General features: G+C 55.7%; 17 protein-coding genes. 8 read left to right on the forward strand and 9 right to left on the reverse strand.

What is annotated here, in order from left to right; genetic code table 11:
* Positions 1–46: 46 nt before the first annotated feature.
* The gene (locus tag AC2FLG_RS03160) at positions 47–1,132 is read right to left on the reverse strand and encodes a hypothetical protein (protein WP_496704953.1); all 1,086 of its coding nucleotides are present in this window, start codon (positions 1,130–1,132) and stop codon (positions 47–49) included.
* Between the two features lie 94 nt (positions 1,133–1,226).
* Here AC2FLG_RS03160 and AC2FLG_RS03165 point away from each other — a divergent pair, with 94 nt between their 5' ends.
* Together AC2FLG_RS03165 and AC2FLG_RS03170 are read left to right on the forward strand one after the other, a co-directional pair.
* A complete protein-coding gene (locus AC2FLG_RS03165; protein WP_496691486.1) occupies positions 1,227–2,156 on the forward strand; it encodes a LysR substrate-binding domain-containing protein in 930 nt (309 codons plus the stop codon).
* Positions 2,157–2,252: 96 nt separating this feature from the next.
* Positions 2,253–3,302 (forward strand): aromatic ring-hydroxylating dioxygenase subunit alpha, encoded by a 1,050-nt coding sequence (locus AC2FLG_RS03170; protein ID WP_496704955.1) that lies wholly within the window; start codon positions 2,253–2,255, stop codon positions 3,300–3,302.
* Positions 3,303–3,345: 43 nt separating this feature from the next.
* Here the strand turns inward: AC2FLG_RS03170 and AC2FLG_RS03175 are convergent, their stop codons facing one another.
* On the reverse strand, positions 3,346–4,134 hold the full coding sequence (locus AC2FLG_RS03175; protein ID WP_496704959.1) for a phytanoyl-CoA dioxygenase family protein: 789 nt from the start codon (positions 4,132–4,134) through the stop codon (positions 3,346–3,348).
* A gap of 357 nt (positions 4,135–4,491) precedes the next feature.
* Here AC2FLG_RS03175 and AC2FLG_RS03180 point away from each other — a divergent pair, with 357 nt between their 5' ends.
* The 6 genes from AC2FLG_RS03180 to AC2FLG_RS03205 all read left to right on the forward strand — a co-directional run bounded on the left by AC2FLG_RS03180 (position 4,492) and on the right by AC2FLG_RS03205 (position 10,818).
* Complete coding sequence (locus AC2FLG_RS03180; protein WP_496704961.1) at positions 4,492–5,742, forward strand: FAD-dependent oxidoreductase; 1,251 nt, start codon at positions 4,492–4,494, stop codon at positions 5,740–5,742.
* Between the two features lie 13 nt (positions 5,743–5,755).
* A complete protein-coding gene (locus tag AC2FLG_RS03185; protein ID WP_496691490.1) occupies positions 5,756–6,013 on the forward strand; it encodes a sarcosine oxidase subunit delta in 258 nt (85 codons plus the stop codon).
* Positions 6,000–8,870: a 2Fe-2S iron-sulfur cluster-binding protein gene (locus AC2FLG_RS03190; RefSeq protein ID WP_496704963.1), complete on the forward strand. Its 2,871-nt coding sequence runs from the start codon at positions 6,000–6,002 to the stop codon at positions 8,868–8,870. The genes AC2FLG_RS03185 and AC2FLG_RS03190 overlap by 14 nt, the downstream gene beginning before the upstream one ends.
* A gap of 1 nt (position 8,871) precedes the next feature.
* Positions 8,872–9,369 carry a sarcosine oxidase subunit gamma gene (locus AC2FLG_RS03195; RefSeq protein ID WP_496704965.1) on the forward strand — a complete coding sequence of 166 codons (498 nt, stop codon included), beginning with the start codon at positions 8,872–8,874 and terminating at the stop codon, positions 9,367–9,369.
* A gap of 13 nt (positions 9,370–9,382) precedes the next feature.
* A complete protein-coding gene (locus AC2FLG_RS03200) occupies positions 9,383–9,793 on the forward strand; it encodes a RidA family protein (protein ID WP_496702232.1) in 411 nt (136 codons plus the stop codon).
* Positions 9,794–9,885: 92 nt separating this feature from the next.
* Entirely contained in the window at positions 9,886–10,818 is a 933-nt protein-coding gene (locus tag AC2FLG_RS03205) for an AEC family transporter (protein ID WP_496691494.1), read from the forward strand.
* Positions 10,819–10,840: 22 nt separating this feature from the next.
* On the opposite strand, the gene AC2FLG_RS03210 is transcribed toward AC2FLG_RS03205, so the two are convergent.
* The 7 genes from AC2FLG_RS03210 to AC2FLG_RS03240 are packed head-to-tail and all read right to left on the reverse strand — an operon-like array spanning position 10,841 to position 18,466.
* On the reverse strand, positions 10,841–12,139 hold the full coding sequence (locus tag AC2FLG_RS03210) for an amidase (RefSeq protein ID WP_496704967.1): 1,299 nt from the start codon (positions 12,137–12,139) through the stop codon (positions 10,841–10,843).
* Positions 12,136–13,326: a YlbE family protein gene (locus AC2FLG_RS03215; RefSeq protein WP_496704969.1), complete on the reverse strand. Its 1,191-nt coding sequence runs from the start codon at positions 13,324–13,326 to the stop codon at positions 12,136–12,138. The genes AC2FLG_RS03210 and AC2FLG_RS03215 overlap by 4 nt, the downstream gene beginning before the upstream one ends.
* Positions 13,326–13,952, reverse strand: a complete 627-nt coding sequence (locus AC2FLG_RS03220; RefSeq protein WP_496704971.1) for a hypothetical protein — start codon at positions 13,950–13,952, stop codon at positions 13,326–13,328. The genes AC2FLG_RS03215 and AC2FLG_RS03220 overlap by 1 nt, the downstream gene beginning before the upstream one ends.
* Positions 13,952–14,584, reverse strand: a complete 633-nt coding sequence (locus AC2FLG_RS03225) for a hypothetical protein (protein ID WP_496704972.1) — start codon at positions 14,582–14,584, stop codon at positions 13,952–13,954. Before AC2FLG_RS03225 ends, AC2FLG_RS03220 begins: the two co-directional genes overlap by 1 nt.
* The gene (locus AC2FLG_RS03230; RefSeq protein ID WP_496704974.1) at positions 14,581–15,951 is read right to left on the reverse strand and encodes a Rieske 2Fe-2S domain-containing protein; all 1,371 of its coding nucleotides are present in this window, start codon (positions 15,949–15,951) and stop codon (positions 14,581–14,583) included. The genes AC2FLG_RS03225 and AC2FLG_RS03230 overlap by 4 nt, the downstream gene beginning before the upstream one ends.
* A gap of 31 nt (positions 15,952–15,982) precedes the next feature.
* Positions 15,983–17,443: an aldehyde dehydrogenase family protein gene (locus AC2FLG_RS03235; protein ID WP_496691500.1), complete on the reverse strand. Its 1,461-nt coding sequence runs from the start codon at positions 17,441–17,443 to the stop codon at positions 15,983–15,985.
* Complete coding sequence (locus AC2FLG_RS03240) at positions 17,444–18,466, reverse strand: succinylglutamate desuccinylase/aspartoacylase family protein (RefSeq protein ID WP_496691501.1); 1,023 nt, start codon at positions 18,464–18,466, stop codon at positions 17,444–17,446.
* Positions 18,467–18,578 lie beyond the last annotated feature (112 nt).

Below are 18,578 nucleotides of genomic sequence, written 5' to 3' on the forward strand. Positions count from 1 at the left end.
CAATAGATCATCCTATCTGGGCGCGATTCGATCAAGTTAGGAATGATCAGATAACCGCACGCAATCCGATATTCGGATCAGGATCAGCAAACAATGCCGCCGCGCAGGAATGGCGATCGAGAATTGACGGTCCAGCAGGCAGCCGTTCAGCGTAAAAAACACCATTGTCCCAGTAAGTCTCGCCGTCGATCACAATGGTCGGATCGATTACGTTCCAGCTGATTTCACCGGGGGCATAAGCACCACAAGTGTGGAAATGCAGAATACGCGGATTGCCAAAAGCAGACCCGCCCCATCTTTCGTAATTTTCTCGCATATCCCAGGGATATCCGCAGCCTGGGTGAATCCCAGCATGCCATGAATGTACAAAATTACGATCTATGTCGAACTGCCCGGCAACCCGATCATAGTGGGCCTCAGCTCTTGCAACATTAGCAGGGTCGCCGTCAAACCGCGTTAGCTGGCCATTTTCCATGATTGCAAAAACCGGTTCGTCGAATTCGATAGTATAATTGTCATAATACCTCGACCCGGTCCCGGTAAGAAAACTGACGGCCACCCTGCCAGAAAAACTATGTGCTGGAACCGGTGTAAAGACGGACATTGGAAAGCGCAGGATCGAGGTATCCCCAGTGGGCTTCAGATCCATAATCGGGTGTCCACGTACATCAGTTCCCAGCGGGCAGGTGATCCGGACTTCGTCTGCCGCATCAAGCACCGCATTGACGTCTGACTTGAGTTCCAAAAACGCATCGTGGTGGCCGTTCGAAAACCCCGAGCCCAGCAGTTCTTTGTTCACCGCAAAACTGACAATGATCCTTTTGCCCCGCGGCATGTCCGAAAACCGCAACTGATCGCCCAGGCGCGCCAAGAACAGGATGATGTCTGCAGCTCGAAATCGGACAAGAAGGTCGGGCGAGAGATGGGGGTTGTCAGGGTTGAAACCCACATCAACCGCATCAACAATTAGCCCTAGCTGCTGTGCCGCCTGGCTGAAGATGTCTACACAATTTGAGTCGAAATACCCGAACTGCGGAGGCTCGTAGGCGATCAGCAACCGGTCGCCCGCTGTTGCATGGGCACAGTTCACCAGAAGGTTTAGCGCTCCTCGCCCGGGCGTTGTGTCGGACATCAGTACCCCCAAAGATTTGATCTTAGAAATCTAGAGCCCTGTATCGACTCTAATCCATTTGAAAGAAGTAATGCCTGACATTAGGATAGCTAATATGATCCTGAATTTGCCATATTCGGCGCTTCGCGCTTTTGAGGCGGTCGTCCGCCATTCCGGCTTTTCGCCAGCAGCCGAAGAGCTGGGTGTAAGTCAAAGTGCGGTAAGCCAGCATGTAAGGTCGCTGGAGGAATGGCTTGGCAGAGAATTGCTGGTGCGCGGTGCGCGTCAGTCACGTCCCACACGCGAGGGCGAACAGCTGGCTCTGGCTATATCCGATGGATTGGGGCGTATTTCTGACGTCTGCGCTCAGTTGCGGGATAAAACTCGCAGCGACCGAACAATAGTCATTTCATGTCTGCCGGGCTTTGCGTTTAACTGGTTGTTTCCGCGGCTTATTCACTTTGATTTGGCGCATCCCGACTTGTCGATTTCGATCGCTACAGATACCGGGCAGCACCCCTTTTCTGGTGCCGATGCGGATATCGGCATTCGGTATGGGCTGGGTGAGTACCCGGGGTTGCAGGCCGATCTGTTGATGGAAGAACGGCTTTTTCCTGTCTGTGCTCCAGCTCTGTTACCCGATCTTCATGGCATCAAAGATTTGTCTCGTCACACACTGCTTGTGGATGAAAACCTACGTCATGGTGCGGCTAACCCGACGTGGGAATTCTGGGCCCGGCAATGTGATCTTAACTTGCCGACAGTGCTGCGTACACGTCGGTTGGGGCAGTCGAATATGGTTGTACAAGCTGCAATCGAAGGGCTCGGCGTAGCGCTCGGTCGTGAGCCGCTCGTGATCGACGCACTCTGTGATGGCCGATTGGTGCGACCGTTCCCACATTTGACGCAATCGCCTTTGTCCTACTGGCTGGTGCGGCGGCATGAGACGAAGGATAGCCAAAAGGTCAGCGAATTCCTGAACTGGATTCATGCCGAAGCCAAAGCGCAACCCGACATCCCGCTGCTCGCAAACGAGTCAAATTAGTAGACCTTATATGTCCCATTACCAATCCAGCATGGCGAAGTGCGGGGAAATTACCCCATATTGGCGCAAGCTAGATATTGAACGGAGAGCGGGATCATGTATCTGAAAAACTGCTGGTATGTTGCCGCATGGAGCAAAGATATTGGTCGCGATTTGAAGGCCGAGACCTTTCTGGGCGAAAACGTCGTGCTTTATCGCCAGCAGGATGGCGCGCCGGTTGCCCTGGCGGATGCGTGCCCGCATCGCAAGCTGCCTTTGTCAAAGGGCAATCTGATAGGCGATCTGGTCGAGTGCGGCTATCACGGTTTGACTTTCGACTGCTCGGGCAAGTGCATAGACAGCCCCACCCAGCGTGGGATGACCCCACGCCGTGCGGTTGTCAAATCTTATCCGGTGGTTGACCGCTATCGATTGCTCTGGATCTGGATGGGGGATCCGGCACTGGCAAATCCTGATCAGATTTTCCCCGTAGAGAATTTCGATAACACAACCTGGGGCATGACGGATGGTGGCGTGATGGATATCGATTGCCACTACCTTTGGGTCTGTGACAACCTGCTTGATCCCAGCCATGTGGCTTGGGTGCACGTGAGTTCGTTTGCGGGGGCAGGGACGGACGAAGAACCATTGAACGTGGAAAAGACAGATCGCGGTGTAATCGTGTCGCGCTGGATTGAGAACAAACCGCCTTCACCTTACTATTCCAAGCTTGTGGCGTTCGGGGGCGAATGCGACCGCCTGCAACATTATGAGATGTGCATGCCTGCCATCGGGTTGAACAAGTCCATTTACACGCCGGTTGGAACCGGTGGGTATGACAAGAGTCCGGTTGCTGAAACCTTCATCAATATCTCATATAATTTCATGACCCCGATTGATGAGGATCGGACGAGGTATTTCTGGTTCCAGCATCGTAATTCTCTTGCCGACGATGCCGAAGTGTCAACCTACATGAATGACGGTGCGCGTATGGCATTTCTAGAGGATAAGGATGTGCTGGAGGCAGTCCACAAAGGTATGAAGAACGCCACCACGTCGAATATTGATTTGGGCCTCGATGCGGGCGCCAAACAATTCCGACGCGTTCTTGACCGTGCTATCGAGGCCGAGAATACGTCACAGGAGGCCGTCGCGCGGAAGGCCTGAGATCTTGGCAGAGGGCTGGGAAATCCAGCCCTCTGCCGCAGATTTACGCAGTTTCGTAGATGACGGGGAACCGTCCACCGGCAAACGGCGCGCCCGGTTTAAGACTGTCATCATGCAGCCATTCGGTGACGGAATCGCGTGGCTCATAAGTTGCTCCGTCAACGGCAAAACGGATTGCATACCCTCGCCTGCGACGGGTGGTGGTTCTGTTACCCATAGCAGAATGAACGGTCATCCCGTCAAAGGCCAATGCATCACCGGGCTGCATATTCTCAAAATGGAAGATGTCGTAGTCGTCGCGGTTTGCCTCAAAATCTGGCATATCGATATAGTCGGGATTGTCCTGTTCCAGATGGTGTAGAAAACCACCGAGTTGATCGGTTTTGAACGGACGGTACTTGGCCCCCCACGCATGTGAACCACGTACAAATTCCAGCGCTCCATTGTCCGGGTCTACAGGGTCAAGCGCGATCCACATTGTCATGATCGGGCCGGAGACCGGCCAATAAGGCTGATCTGTATGCCATCCGGTTTGAGTCTGCGTTCCCGGCTCCTTCACGAATATTTGGTCATAGATCAGCGATGTCCATGGGCTGCCAGCTACCTGAGACACGCGCTGGCCGATATCCGACTTCAGGCAATAGTCCTGAAACACACCCGGCGTTTCACGCATATTCTTGTAGGCGAAATAGCGGTCGCCCTTTTTGATTTCGGTATCTACAGCGTGTCGCAGTTTGGTCAGCCATTCGTCAGATAGGATATCCCTTAGCAGCACGACACCGTCGCGTGCATAGGTATCCTGAATCGTCATAATTTCAGTTGATGTTGTCATTGCTTTTCCATCCATAAATTCCACCCGAGATTGAGGGCGGTAAAAAAAACAGGCGCTATGCGCCTAAGTTCTCATGGAGTCAGGATGTTGGAGAGCTGCGACAGTTTATGATGAAACAGGGCCACTTCGACCGGGTTGACCATTTTCCGGCTAGGTTTTGGTGAAACTGTTTGATGCGAACATGCATGACGCACCCTACCCGAAATAACCTGACCGAACCAGCAAATACCGCAACAAGTCATGTACGCGATGCGCGCGATGACCCGTTCAAATGCTGCGGCGCGCCAAAACGGGGATTGCATTTAGGTAAATTTATTTATTGACGTACATTGCTTCTTAGTAAATAGAATTACCAACATGCAAAAATACTCTGTGTTCTCACTCGCTCGAAACGCGCTCTCTGGCCATCGCAACTGGCCCTTGGCCTGGCGAAGCCCACCCTTGAAAGACCGGTATGAAGTTGTCGTGATTGGGGCAGGGGGTCACGGTCTGGCCACTGCCTATTATCTGGCCAAGGAATTTGGCATTACCGACGTCGCCGTGCTGGAGCGAGGCTGGCTGGGCGGCGGTAACATCGCGCGCAATACGGTGACAATCCGTTCAAACTACATGCGGGACGAGTCGATCCCGTTCTATGTCAAATCAGTCGCAATGTACGAAGGGCTTACACACGAGCTGAACTTCAATATGATGCACTCAAAGCGCACCATGGTAGATGTCGTACAGACCTGGCCCAAGCTGCGAGAGCTTCGGCGACGGCAATTGGTCATGGACATCTACGGCTCAACTTACGAGCAGATCAATACAGACGAATTACGCCGTCGCATTCCCGCGCTGACTGGCGGAGGACCTGATGCTCGCCTGCCAATCATTTGCGGCATGGTACATACCGATGCGGGTGTGAACCGGCATGATGCAGTGGCCTGGGGATATGCCCGCGCGGCGGACGCGATGGGGGTCGAGATCCACCAGCAGACCGCAGTGCAATCGCTGATCCGAGGTGCAGACGGCGCGATCGACGGTGTCGAAACCAATCGCGGAACCATTCGAGCCAAGAAAGTTGTCGTAGCGGTGTCTGGACATACCACAACGTTGACGGAAACCGCCGGGCTGAAGCTGCCGCTGCGAACTATGAACCTGACAGCTTTTGTTTCCGAGCCAGTCCAGCCGTTGGTCGATGTGATCGTGAATTGCCCCGACAGCGGGTTCTATTTCAGTCAATCTGACAAGGGTGAAATGGTAATTGGCGGCGCGCCTGACATGGGCCAGAGCTTTCGCCGGGACATCAAGCAAAACGTGTTCGAAGATACTGTGACGACGATGTTGTCGTTGTTCCCGTCATTCAAAAAGCTCAAGCTGATGCGACAATGGGGCGGGCATCTGGATATCGCGCATGACGCCTCGCCTATCATGGATCAGACCGAAGTGCCGGGGCTGTTCATCACGGCGGGTTGGTGGGGTGGTTACAAGGCGATCCCGGCAGGCGGTCTGACCCTGGCCCATCTGGTTGCTAAGGGTCAGCCTCATCCGCTGATGTCTTCATTTACCCTCGACCGATTCCGTCATCTGGATTTTGTGATGGAAGCCGGCACCACAACCGCCCGATAGAGAGGACAGGACCATGTTGCTTATCCCCTGCCCATTCTGCGGCAAGCGTAACGAAAGTGAATTTATCTTTGGCGGCCCTGTCGGTGCCGATCGGCCTGATCCAAATGCCGTGAGCGACGCGGAATGGGTTGAGTACCTGACTGTAGCACCGAACCCGTTAGGACCGGTGCAGGAGAAATGGTGGCACGGGCGAGGTTGCGGTGAATGGCTGACAATCTGGCGCGATACCCGAACCCATGACATTGTGGAGGCACCCGATGGCTCAGAGTAATCGTCGTGCTTCGGGCGGGCGTATAGATCGTACCAGCCCAATGACGTTCCGGTTTAACGGAAAAACCTATGAAGGTTACAAAGGAGATACTCTGGCCTCGGCCTTGCTGGCCAATGGGGTCCGTATCACAGCCCGCAGTTTCAAATATCATCGCCCGCGCGGCATCGTTGGTCATGGACCTGAGGAACCGGCGACTTTAGTCGAGCTGGACGGTGAAGATTCATCGGGTAACCGTCCGGCAACAACTGTGCCGCTGCGCGATGGGCTGAGCGCCCGCTCAGTCAACTGCTGGCCTTCGCCCGAGTTTGATCTTGGTGGCGTTAATCAGCTATTAGGACGCTTCATTCCAGCTGGCTTCTACTACAAGACATTCAAGTGGCCCAACTGGCATCTGTTCGAACCATCTATCCGCAAAGCTGCGGGGCTGGCGGCAGCACCCGCGCAACCTCCTACTTCGGGCCACTTCGAAGCGCGTCATGCCCATGCCGATGTGTTGATCGCTGGTGCGGGACCTGCCGGATTGCAGACCGCGCTGGAGGCGGGCAGGTCTGGCAAACGTGTGTTCATTGCTGATGAGGGAACAGAGGCAGGTGGCAGCCTGTTGAACCGGGATCTAAAAATCAACGGGCGATCCGCATTGGACTGGGTGGCTGAAACTGTTGAAGAATTGCGTGGGATGGGCAACGTTATCCATCTGCAAAATGCAACAGTCTGGGCCTATCGCGAACATAATCTTTTGATCGCGAATGAACGGGAACCCTTAGAAGGCAATATTCTGGAGCGGAGCTGGCGGGTGCGTGCAGACGAGGTGGTTGTCGCCACCGGGTCCACCGAACGCGCCATGGTTTTTGCAGACAATGATCGGCCGGGCGTCATGCTGGCTTCGTCAGTACAGGCTTATGTCAATCGTTGGGGTGTCACTCCGGGACAACGAGTTGTTCTTTTTACCAACAACAACAGCGTTTACGCAGTTGCAGCTGACCTAATGGCAGCAGGTGTGTTGGTCGTCGCAATCCTAGACAGTCGCGATACAGTGCCGCAAGCCGCACTGGATATGGCAAAGGGCGTCACCGTTCATACAGGCACCGTCGCCGCAGGTGTGCGAGGTCACAAGCGGGTGCGCGCGGTACGTGCGGTATCCGTCAGTACTGGGGCGGAGACCTGGATCGATTGTGACCTGCTGGGCCATTCCGGCGGTTGGAACCCAACCGTGCATCTGTGGTCTCAATCCAGAAGTACTCTGCGGTTTGATGAGGAGTTGTCCGCTTTCGTACCCGATCAGGCCGCCCAAGCTTGCCGCGCTGTCGGAGCTGCCGCAGGAGAGTTGACGCTTGACGGGATTATCGAAGGAGGTTCGGACCTGCCCTATGCCATCGAGCCGCTATGGCGCGTAGACGTCGCGGGGCAACGTGGAAAGGCATTTCTGGATCTGCAGAACGATGTGGCGGTTAGCGATGTACACTTGGCCCTGCGCGAAGGCTATGACAATGTCGAGCACGTCAAGCGATATACCACCGGCGGCATGGGCATCGACCAGGGAAAAACCGGTAATATCAACATTATCGGTACTGTTGCGATGCAAAAGGGTGTGCCCTTGCAGGATGTCGGAACGACAACCTTTCGCTCTCCCTACACACCAGTTTCCTTTGGCGCGATCGGAGGCTTGCGCGAGGAGACAGTGCTGTTCCCCTACCGCCACACGCCGGTCACGCAGTGGAACAAGGACAATGGTGCGGTGATGTACGAAGCTGGCGCCCGTTGGCAGCGTCCTGGATACTTCCCCAAACCTGGAGAAGGGTTGCAGGAGGCTGTGAACCGCGAATGTCGTGCGGTGCGCGACGGTGTAGGCGTCTATGACGGCTCCCCCCTCGGCACATTCGAGCTGAAAGGGAGTGATGTCCCGCACTTTCTCGATTTTCTTTACTCAAATGTCATGTCCAGCCTGAAACCCGGTGACGGGCGTTATGGTCTCATGCTGTCTGATGACGGGCTGATCCTGGACGACGGGGTGGTCTTTCGGCTGGACGAGCACCGTTGGATGGTCTCAACGTCGACGGGTCATGCAGACGCGGTCAACCAGCACATGGAAAAGCTTCTTCAGACCGAGTTTCCCGACTGGCAGGTCATGATCACTACTGTGACCAGCCAATGGAACAACGCCACCATATGCGGGCCCCATGCACGCCATGTCATGCAGGCGTTGGGAACAGATATTGACCTGTCGTCTGAGGCCTTTCCTTTCATGTCTTTCCGCGACGGCACCGTGGCTGGGATCCCGGCCCGCGTCGTGCGTGTCAGTTTCACTGGCGAGCTGTCATTTGAGGTCAACGTCGCGCCGCGCCACATGGCTGCACTGTGGAACAAAGTGATCGAGGCGGGCGCGCCCTTTGGCATTCTGCCAGTGGGTTCGGAATCCAGCCACGTTCTGCGGGTCGAAAAGGGCTTTCTGTCACTGGGGCATGAGGTGGACGGCACTGTAGATGCCCACGATCTGGGTATGGGATGGGTCATGTCGAAGAAGAAGCCTGACTATTTGGGTAAGCGTTCGATTGAGCTGCGTCGTGAAGGTGGCGGCACCCGGCGAGAACTGGTTGGCATTCTTCCTGAAGACCCCAATCGACAAGTGCCTGAAGGTGCACCGCTCACCCCCGGAGGCCGAAAAGAAGCCACCGAGGGGCTCGTCACCGCCTGTGTCTGGAGTGTGGTGAACGACCGTTGGGTCGGTTTGGCGTTGCTGGAAAACGGGCACGCGCGGCATGGGGAATCCGCCCATGTGCGCCTGAAAGATGGGGTTATCCCAGTCACCATTACCAAGCCGGTGTTCCACGACCCCGACGGCAAATTGCTGAGGTCCTGAGATGAGCTATGACGTACAGATCACACGCCAGAGTCTGAACGCACTGTTCGATCTCAAAGGGGCGTTGGCAGCGATTGAAAACTGGGTGGGGGACGCTTTGCCCCGTTTGTCCGATAAGCCTAATAGACGAACAGAGAAAGATGCGATTGAGCTGTATCACATCGGGCGAGACCACTGGATCGCCCGTGCTTCGCTGGATTTGGAACAAACGTTGAGAGCACAGCTCAAGCCTACCGATTGTCCCGCCGATATCAGTATTGTGCAGATTTCGGATACTCTGGCCTTTTTCAAAGTAGTGGGTCCGCAAGCGGGCGAAGTGATGGCCATTGCCTGCCCGTTGGATCTGCATGACACTGCATTCGGCAAAGACGCTGTCACCTATACTGAACTGTTTGGCCTCAAGGCATTGGTGATGCGATGTAAGGATGGTTTCGAATTCGCTGTCGAACAGAGCTTTAGTGACATGGTAGAGGACTATCTGGCTCGCGCCGTCACCTGAAGAAAGGGATGTCATGACCCGCACACATATCCACAAGTACCAGACCCGCTATCACGCGCAGGCGACCTATTCCAAAGCGATCCGGGCCCGAGGTGATTTTGTGTTCATGCAGGGACAGGTTGGTACTCTGCTGGACGGAACATTGATTGGTGAAGGCGATCCGGGCGTACAGGCAGATCAGGCCTGCCGCAACATCCAGCGCTGGATGGAAGAAGCCGGGGGCAGTTTGGCGGATGTCTGCAAACTTACCGTCTATGTCACCGACATCTCCTATCGCCCCGCCGTTTATGAGGCGATCAATCGCTGGTTTGACGGCGTGCACCACTGTTCGACCGGTGTTGTCGTGCAGGGATTGGCTGATCCATCGTTATTGGTCGAAATCGATGCAATGGGCGTCATCGACGACGAGTCCGAAGCATCCTGATGACCGAGGTACAATTTCGGCGTCGAATGACATTGATCTTCACTCTTTGAAAGTGTCGGGTTGGGTGTGTTCATTTTTTCCCACGGATCGCCATGCTGACGACACTGACTTCCATCCTGCCGATCTTTCTGATCATCGCTTTGGGCTTGGCTCTTCGAAAGGGCGGCATCCCCAGCACCGATTTCTGGAACCTGAACGACAAGCTTGTCTATTGGGTACTGATGCCTTGTCTGCTGTTTACCAAAATCTCGCTGTCGCCACTCGATAAATCCGCGCTTGGCCTTTACTCGGTTACCATTCTGGGCGGGTTTGTTGCGGCGCTGATCTTTGCCTTCATAAGTGCGCGCCTTTTTGGGTTCGCGGCACCGCAAGGTACATCGATACTACAGGGAAGCGCTCGGCATAACTCATTCATCGGGCTGGCGCTGGCGGCAAATCTTTTTGGTCCCACAGGATTAGATATCGCTATTCTTGCGACTGCGATACTGGTGCCGACCACCAATATCGTAATGGTGGTCATGCTGGTCGGTGCACTGCAACGCGACAATGCCACCAGTTTGCCTGTAGCAATCCTGCGCGAGCTTGCCCGCAATCCTTATGTTATTTCGATATTGCTTGCGTTCGGCGCCAACCAGCTGATCGGTGACCGGATCCCGGTTTTACATGATGTAGCAGACGTTTTAGGGGCCGGGGCTTTACCGATTACCTTGTTGGCCGTAGGCGCAAATTTGAGAGTGCGCGCTATGGCCGCCAGTGTGTTACCGCTGATCCTTGCGTTCTTAGGCAAGATGGTGGTCTTCCCCATAGCGGTACTGGTGGTCGGGTTGGCGGTTGGATTGCCCCGGGACGTGCTGCAAATTGCTGTCGTTTATTCTGTGGTGCCAACTGGTGCATCCTCGTACACGCTGTCAAAGCAACTGGGTGGCGATGCCCCTTTGATGGCAGCGATTGTCACATTGCAAACCCTGATCGCCGCAGTGAGCATCCCTCTGTCTTTGGCAATACTGCTGCCGCTGGTCGGTTGATACAGCATCCGGAGAGCGGGATTTATGCTGCTCGGCAGGATACCTGCAGAATCCCGTGCACCCATTGGGCGATGTCCAGCAATCGCTTATCTGCTCCGTACGGGCCGATCAGTTGTATACCAAGCGGTAGCCCAGAGTGATCCGCACCAAAGGGCAGGGCGATTGAGGGCACCTGAAGCAGAGTCCACATCCGCGAGAACACCGGGTCACCTGTCGCGCCAAGCCCTGCCGGTGCCGGACCAGGAGCTGAGGGAACCAACAACGCATCCACGTCGCGGAACATTTGATCCAGCATGGTTGATGCACGGTTACGGGTCTCAACCGCAGTAAGATATTCGTCTTCTGTAACCAGCAGCCCATCGGCTATCAAATCGTGGAATTGCTGGCTGATACCGGGGACGCCAATTTGGTACTCTGTTTTGCGAAGGCGGGCTGCCTCGTACCCCATGACGGTTATTTGCGCCTGTGTAAGCCGGGAAAATATCGGCGGGTGCGTGATTTCACCTGTTTCCGCACCGGTCGCGGCAATGGCTGCCAGCGCACGTGTGCAGGTGTCGCGCATCTCTATCGATCCGTCCGCCCAATGGGGACCACGCATCAGGCTGACCCGGGGCAACGCAACGTCGTATTCAGGTGGCGGTGTCAGTTTTGCTCCACGCAAAACGGCATCTGCCAACGCCAGATCACGCGGATCTCTTGCCAGAACTCCCAGCGTGTCAAGGCTGCCTGACAAGCCCATAACCCCGCTCAGATCATAGTTACCGGTGGTCGGTTTGAGGCCGCAGATACCGCAATAAGCGGCCGGCCGGATCAAAGAGGCAGCTGTCTGCGAGCCAAATGCGAGCGGTGCCATGAAGTCGGCGACCGCAGCGGCAGACCCGGAGGAAGAGCCGCCGGGGGTATGTCCAGGACTTGCCGGATTTGCAGTATTGCCCGGTCGAAAATAGGCAAACTCGGTTGTGACCGTCTTGCCAATTGGGACCGCCCCTGCGATCAGAAAAGCCTGGACGCATGTCGCGTTTTTGTCTGGTTGTCGATCGGAATAAAGATCGCTGCCCCAACCTGTTGGCAAGGCTTCTGTGTCGATAATGTCTTTGATAACAAAAGGTACGCCATGGAGCGGCCCACCGATTGGAAGTGTATCGGCAGCGTGAGCAAGCTCCATGGCGTGATCCGCATCGAGGTACTGAAACGCCCCGATCGCAGGCTCCCGTTGCGAAATTCGGTCCAGATGTGCCGCCATCACCTGAGACGGTTTGACTTCACCCTTGCGGATCAACCGGGCCAATTCATGCGCGCTGAACCTGTTTAACTCCGTCATTTCTCCAACATTTCCATGGCCACAGCGAAGGGGGTGACCGGCATGTCATAAATACCCCCTCCCAGCCGGCCAGCTTCGCCAAGCTTGTCGAGGATACCCAGACCAATTACCGGCCCCGACCCTTCGGCCACCGCGCCACGTGCCGTGCTGCCTAGTTGAATATCTAGTGTTCGAAAATAAGGATGTGTCCCTACGGATAGGCCGGAACTGCGTGCTTGAGCGTTGTCGGGGAGAAAGGCACCCAGACCCTTTTTCTGATCTGGGCTCAATTCGATGGCCATGGCGCCGAGTCCGAAAGCCTCAATTACGGCGCTGTCACCGATTGCTCCCAATGCCCTGTCCTGGGGCACATCGACTTCGAATTTCCCTTTTGGTGGATCGGCTTGAATTGTAAACCATTGGCCGGGTAAGCCCGAAATCTGGATACCAACCTCGCGCCCGTTGCCACCGGCAGCAGTGACAAAACTTGAACCTTCGACACCTTCGGCCAACTTCATCATGCATTTTGTGGCTGCCATCCAAAGATTGAGGAACAGCGACGGCGAGCTGGCCATGAAGGCCAGTGCTTCTTCGTCCTTGATCCCGCCAATGGTACGATCTTTCAGTTCGGCGATAAGCGCGTCTGTTGCAACGGGTGTTCGTCCATGGCAGTCGTCCCCCCCTACCAGGCCAGTCACGGCCAGCGGCACAAGTGCGATACCTTCGGCGAGCCCATTGTCCAACACATCCACAAATCGGGTGTTGAGCCAGCGGATGTGCTCCAACACTGCCTTGGATCGCTGACCCAGCCGCATCGCTGGGCGGCTGCCCGCATTGATCGGTGTGAACACACGTTGCTGCCCACGCCAGGCATCATAAATTGTGTGTAGCGGCATATCTGCCGAGACAACAGCGGCCAGAGGAGTGACAAGATCGTGATCCTGCGCGGGTTTCAACTCGATTTCACCATTTAGGATCATCGCCTCGGCTTGGTCGAAATCCCGAGCAAGCCCCTGCCAGACTGCTGCGACGCAAGCTGAATTAAGGATCGGGGCCGTGATTAGATTGGGATCGGCAAAGGCGGGCCCTGCATGAAGCAGTGTGTTTTCCGCAAGCCCCAACGCGTCGGCGGCCGTGTTGAACCGGTTCCAGACCGGCTGTGTTACCATTGCCCTGTCAAATGCGAGTTGATCCGCAGGATGCAGCATTACGGATCCTCCGGCGGTGTGATCCATGTCTCCGAAAAATATAGGAACGCGGTGGTCGTTTCGTAGCCGGCCTGTACCCTTGTTCCCAGCTTACCTGGCAGCAATTTGCCATTGACAATGATCTGTGCCGAATGCGCCGACACGAGTAGCGAAAACATGTTCTGTTCGCCCGAGGCAACCTCATGCGGCGACAGTTCCAGCGCCCGTGGCGGTTGGAGCCCCTCCCAGACGAGTTCGACGGTCAGGCTCTCACCTACTATTGTCTCGGTATAACGGTGGCTCATCGGATCGCCGGAGGTTCGCACAGCTTGTGCGCCGATTTCAGGCATGGTGGCAAATGCTGGTGCATCGGCAAATGCAGCCAGTTTGCTGATGAAGTTCTTTTTCAGGAATGTGGTCAGATCTGGATTGTCGCTGAGGATCACATTTGGAGCCTCTGGCGGTCCTTCAACCTGATCAGGTGTCCCATAAAGCAGCAATACCTGACCCTGTCCGACCGGCGACCAGGCAACGCGAAAGAACAAAGCCATCGCTGTGAAATCGCCATTGTCGTCTTTTAGCAGAATGCCCGGGTTTTCACCTGTCCAATCCACGGTGCCCGGTGTGACCGGCTCGTTCAATGGCATCACAGATCCTCCTGTGGCGTTACCCAGGTTTCCGAAAAGGCTAGAAAAGCCGTGCTCATGGTTCGGCCAAAGAACTGCCGATCGGCAACGACGCCAGGCAGGGGCGTACCGTTGATCACGACCTGTGCGGATTTTGCTTCCAGAAACACCGAATACATTTCATGCTCTTTGGTGGCCGAGTTTTCCTTGGTCACCTCGACCGGCAAAGGTGCACCCATGTCGTGCCAGATCATTTCGACCGTGACGCCTGATCCACGTAATGTTTCTGAGTAACGTGCCTTCAAATTGCCAGGGCGCTTTTCGACACTGTCGCAGTCGAGCCAGGTCATCGCCTCTAGACCCGCTTTGCCGACGAATGTCGGCATTTTGGTCACCCAGCCATCCACGATCCAACGCATCAAGCGCTGGTTGTCGGTCATGATCAGATTTGGAACATGTGGCCAACCTTGCGCCCGATCCGGTGCACCTAAGATGATTGCCGCGTGACCGCGACCATAAGGCGAGAGCACAACGCGGAAAAACAGTGCCAGAGTATCATACTGTTCCTTATCAGCGTTCTGCTTGAGGTAAATGCCCGGGTTTTCACCTGACCAGTCAACCCGGCCAGGGTTGTGAGGGATACGCGTGGTCATGACCAACTTGCCTCGTATGTTTTTAGTGCCTCAATGATGAAGGCTTTGCGATCATCGCCCTGCAAGTGATCGCCGGACATGTAAATCTCGGCCACCCGATGCGAGATCTCCTTGAGAACTGCACCATCGTCGCGCCCCTCCTGCACGGGAATTCTCAGCATCGTATCACCGGCGTAGGTTGGGATGATCTGTCCGGAGAAATTGTCAGACGGTTGTGCCGGACGTTCTCCGTTTTGCAGCGCGCGGATGGCATTTCGCAGCAGCCGGCGCGCCTTGGCCACCCCCCGGTCGGAAAAGCTGAGATTTTCGCGTGAATGGATATTTTTGGGCCCCTGACTAACCCAGGCATCATAGTCGCCAGGGTCGCGTTGCCGCATTTCATATGGGCGATCGGGATCCTGCCCATAGAAGTCGGTCTTGCCAAAGCCCACTTTGCTTTTGTCAGTCAGGCCCTTCGGGTCATCGTTGGCATCAGCGTTGCGGAAATGACGCCAGGCAATGACCATGGTGTTCGTGTCGTCAATGGGTGTGATCCAGCGCGACAACCCGCAACGCCCAAAATAACGCGGCCCGTTTGGCACCGGGAAATGCCCACCGTTCTGGGTAAATGACGGCAGCATATGATCATGGATACGGATCCAGACGATGTCATCTACACGCCGCACATTGGTGTAAAAATCACCAGTGGCACTGGCATGAAACTCAATCATCGGCATTTCGGCGAAGGCGTCGATGAATTGGCTGCGCACGGCCAGCGTATGAAGATAGACCACATGAAACGGATCCCAGGCGTTCTCCATGACCTGAAGCCAGTTGCAAGGGGATTTGATCAGGTAGGGCACCAGCTCGTCACCCTCATCATCGAAAGTGTCCATTACAGGGAAAGGAGGTTGGGCTTCGGGTGGACCCATATAGGCAAAGGCGAGTCCTTTGTATTCGATCACAGGATACGCCCCCAAACAGGCCTTTTTCTTGACTTGTGATGCGGGCGGTTCGCAGGGGGTCTCCAGAATGGTGCCGTCCAGCCCGTATTTCCAACCGTGATAAGAGCAGCGAATGCCGCCTTCCTCCACGATCCCGAACTCAAGGCTCATGTTGCGGTGGCAGCAATGCAAGTGAGTCAGCCCCAGCTTGCCTTCTTTCTTCTCGCGAAACAGTACAAGGTCTTCGCCCAGAATGCGTAAACGATAGGGCAGATCACCAACCTGATCTGTCATTGCCACCGGCATCCAGAACCGGCGCAGATATTCCCCGCATGGGGTGCCAGGGCCAACCTCAGTCAGTTCCGGGTCAGGTTTCTGAGCCCAAACTGACTGCTTGTCATGGCCTCTAAAATCGCCTTTGGGGGCGTCGAAATGGTCATTCATGGCGTCCTCCGTACGTATTGGTGCTGACAGATCAGGGAAACGGATCCGGGACCGGCGCTGCGCCGGTCCAGACGGATTTGATCTGACAGAAATCCTTGATGGCGTCCGGGCCAAGTTCTCGCCCATATCCGGACAGCTTGACCCCGCCAATAGGGCTGGCGGGATCGACGCTGCGATAATGATTGATGTAAACGGTGCCTGCTACGATAGCCTCGGCCACTCGCTCGCCTTTGGCGGGATCCGCGGTCCAGACACCGGCCGCCAACCCATAGTCGCTATCGTTGGACAGCGCGATGGCCTCGGCTTCTGTATCAAATGAGGTAACCGCCAGCACCGGTCCGAACGCCTCTTCGCGCCAGAGCTGCATGTCGGGCGTCACATTGTCGAAAATGGTTGGGCCAACAAAAAATCCGTCTCGCCCAGCGGCAGTTTCAAGCCCGTCCAACAGGCAAACAGCCCCATCCGCCTTTGCCCGTGCAATCATTTCGGTCACTTTGCGCAGGTGCGGTTCATTGGCCAGCGGAGCAATCTGGGTCTCAAGCTCCATCGGATCACCAAGACGAAAGTCGCGCGCCCGTGACAGCAGTTTTGCCAACAAGTTTTCTTTCATGCTGGCTTCGACGATTAGACGTGACCCGGCGACACAGGTCTGTCCATTAGACAGAAAAATACCAGAGAGAATGCCGTTGACGGTGTTGTCCAGATCACAGTCAGCAAACACAACCTGCGGTGATTTTCCTCCTAACTCCAGCACTGTCGGGACCACACCCGCCGCCGCTGCTTCGGCGACTTTACATCCTCCGAGATCTGACCCGGTAAAGGTCACCTTGCGGGTCAATGGATGGCGAACGAGCGACTCGCCAACCTCATAGCCGAGCCCAGTCACTACATTCAGGACGCCAGGCGGTAACCCAGCCTCATGTACAAGCCGAGCAAATTCCAGCGTTGAAGCTGACGCCATTTCCGATGGTTTGACAACAACCGTGTTGCCCGCCGCCAGTGCCGGAGCCAGCTTCCACGCAAGGATCATCAAAGGAGAATTCCAAGGTGTTATTGCCACAACCACGCCATATGGGATGTAGTGGCCTACGCTGCTCACACCGAGGACTGTATTTGCCTGTTGTTCGGGCTGCATTTTGCGAGCTTGTGCTGCGAAATGCCGAAACCAGCTATGCAATCCGGCAAATTGCCCCCGTACTTCGGAGATCCGCTTGCCATTGTCGCGGATCTCGGGCTCGACCAGTTCCTGCCAGCGGGTCTCCAAAGTATCGGCAAGCTGATCAATAACATAGGCCCTGTCATTTGGGCTGGTGTTGGCCCATGGGCCTTCCCGAAAGGCGCGGTCGGCATTTCGTATGGCTTGATCGGCTGTTTCAGCGCCACATCGTGCGATCTTGCTCCATTCAGTGCCGGTGGCCGGGTTAACACTCGGAAGTGTTTCAGCGGCCCAGGGTAGAAATGACCCGTTGATGAATGGCGTATAGGTCCGCATCTATGGCCCCTCGGGCAGAGGTTGCGCCACCAAGGTCAGCAAATCGCCCCGGCGCACCACACCGCGATTGCCATGGGCAAGAACAAGACCCGAAGCTGGAAACCTCAGATCCAACGGTGTGCGATCCGGTTCGGCTGGAAAAAAGAGCGTGCCAGCAGATGCTCCGGCCTCGACATATTGTCCGGCGGAGCAGCGTCGATCAAACAGGCCATCGGCAGGGGCGTAGAGACTGTGCGTTGGGTCCGCGATTTCTACGCAGTGCGTCGGGACAGATTCCGAGGATCTGCTGGGTAGAACACCCAGATGACGCAGGCAACGCATCAGGCCAGCCTCAGCAAGATCGGTCACATCAGGGTCGACACCGCCGCCACCGCTCAGTTCCGCCGCGATCATAGGGATCTTGGCCCGAGCCGCGGCGGAGTTAACTGATCGGTTGTCGTTGTTCGCACCGAGTACCCAGATCAACGGCAACCCAAAGGCCCGAGCCAATTCCATATTGGCTGCAGTGAGCTGCGCATCGTCTGTTCGTGCAGCCAACGCGCAGGGTTCGAACACTGATGCCTTGCCTCCGGAATGCAGATCAATCACGGCATCTGCCCGCGGGATCATTTCAGTTTCAATAAAATGGGCAAGCATGGCGGTTGGGCCGCCGTCTGCATTTCCGGGGAATGCGCGGTTCAGGTTTTGACCATCTAGCGGCGAAACACGCGAAGAGGCGTGAACCGCCGGCGCGTTCAGAGCTGGGATCAGGATGACCTGTCCGGTCAACTTTAACGGATCAAGTTGCGCTGCAAGCCGAAGGATAGCTGCTGGACCTTCGAATTCATCACCATGAGTTCCCCCAAGCATCAACACGACAGGCCCCGGCTGTCCGCGGATGCTGATGACCGGAACGGGGTAATACCCAAGGGGCACAGCATTGTCGGACCATTTCAACATCAGATCACCGGTATTCCGTCCCGGTAAGTCCAGATCCGTTGTGAGATGAAGCCTGCTGTTAGAGGTCGCGTGGGGATCAGTCATGTGAGTCCTTTGGGTGGTATTCTGCACATCAATAACATAACATTAAAGAAAGTGAATTGCTAAAAATGATCAGTTATGTGATATGAAGGAAAATCACAACCCACCCCGCCTA

The sequence above is a fragment of the Ruegeria sp. CDSA193 genome, from assembly GCF_059611885.1.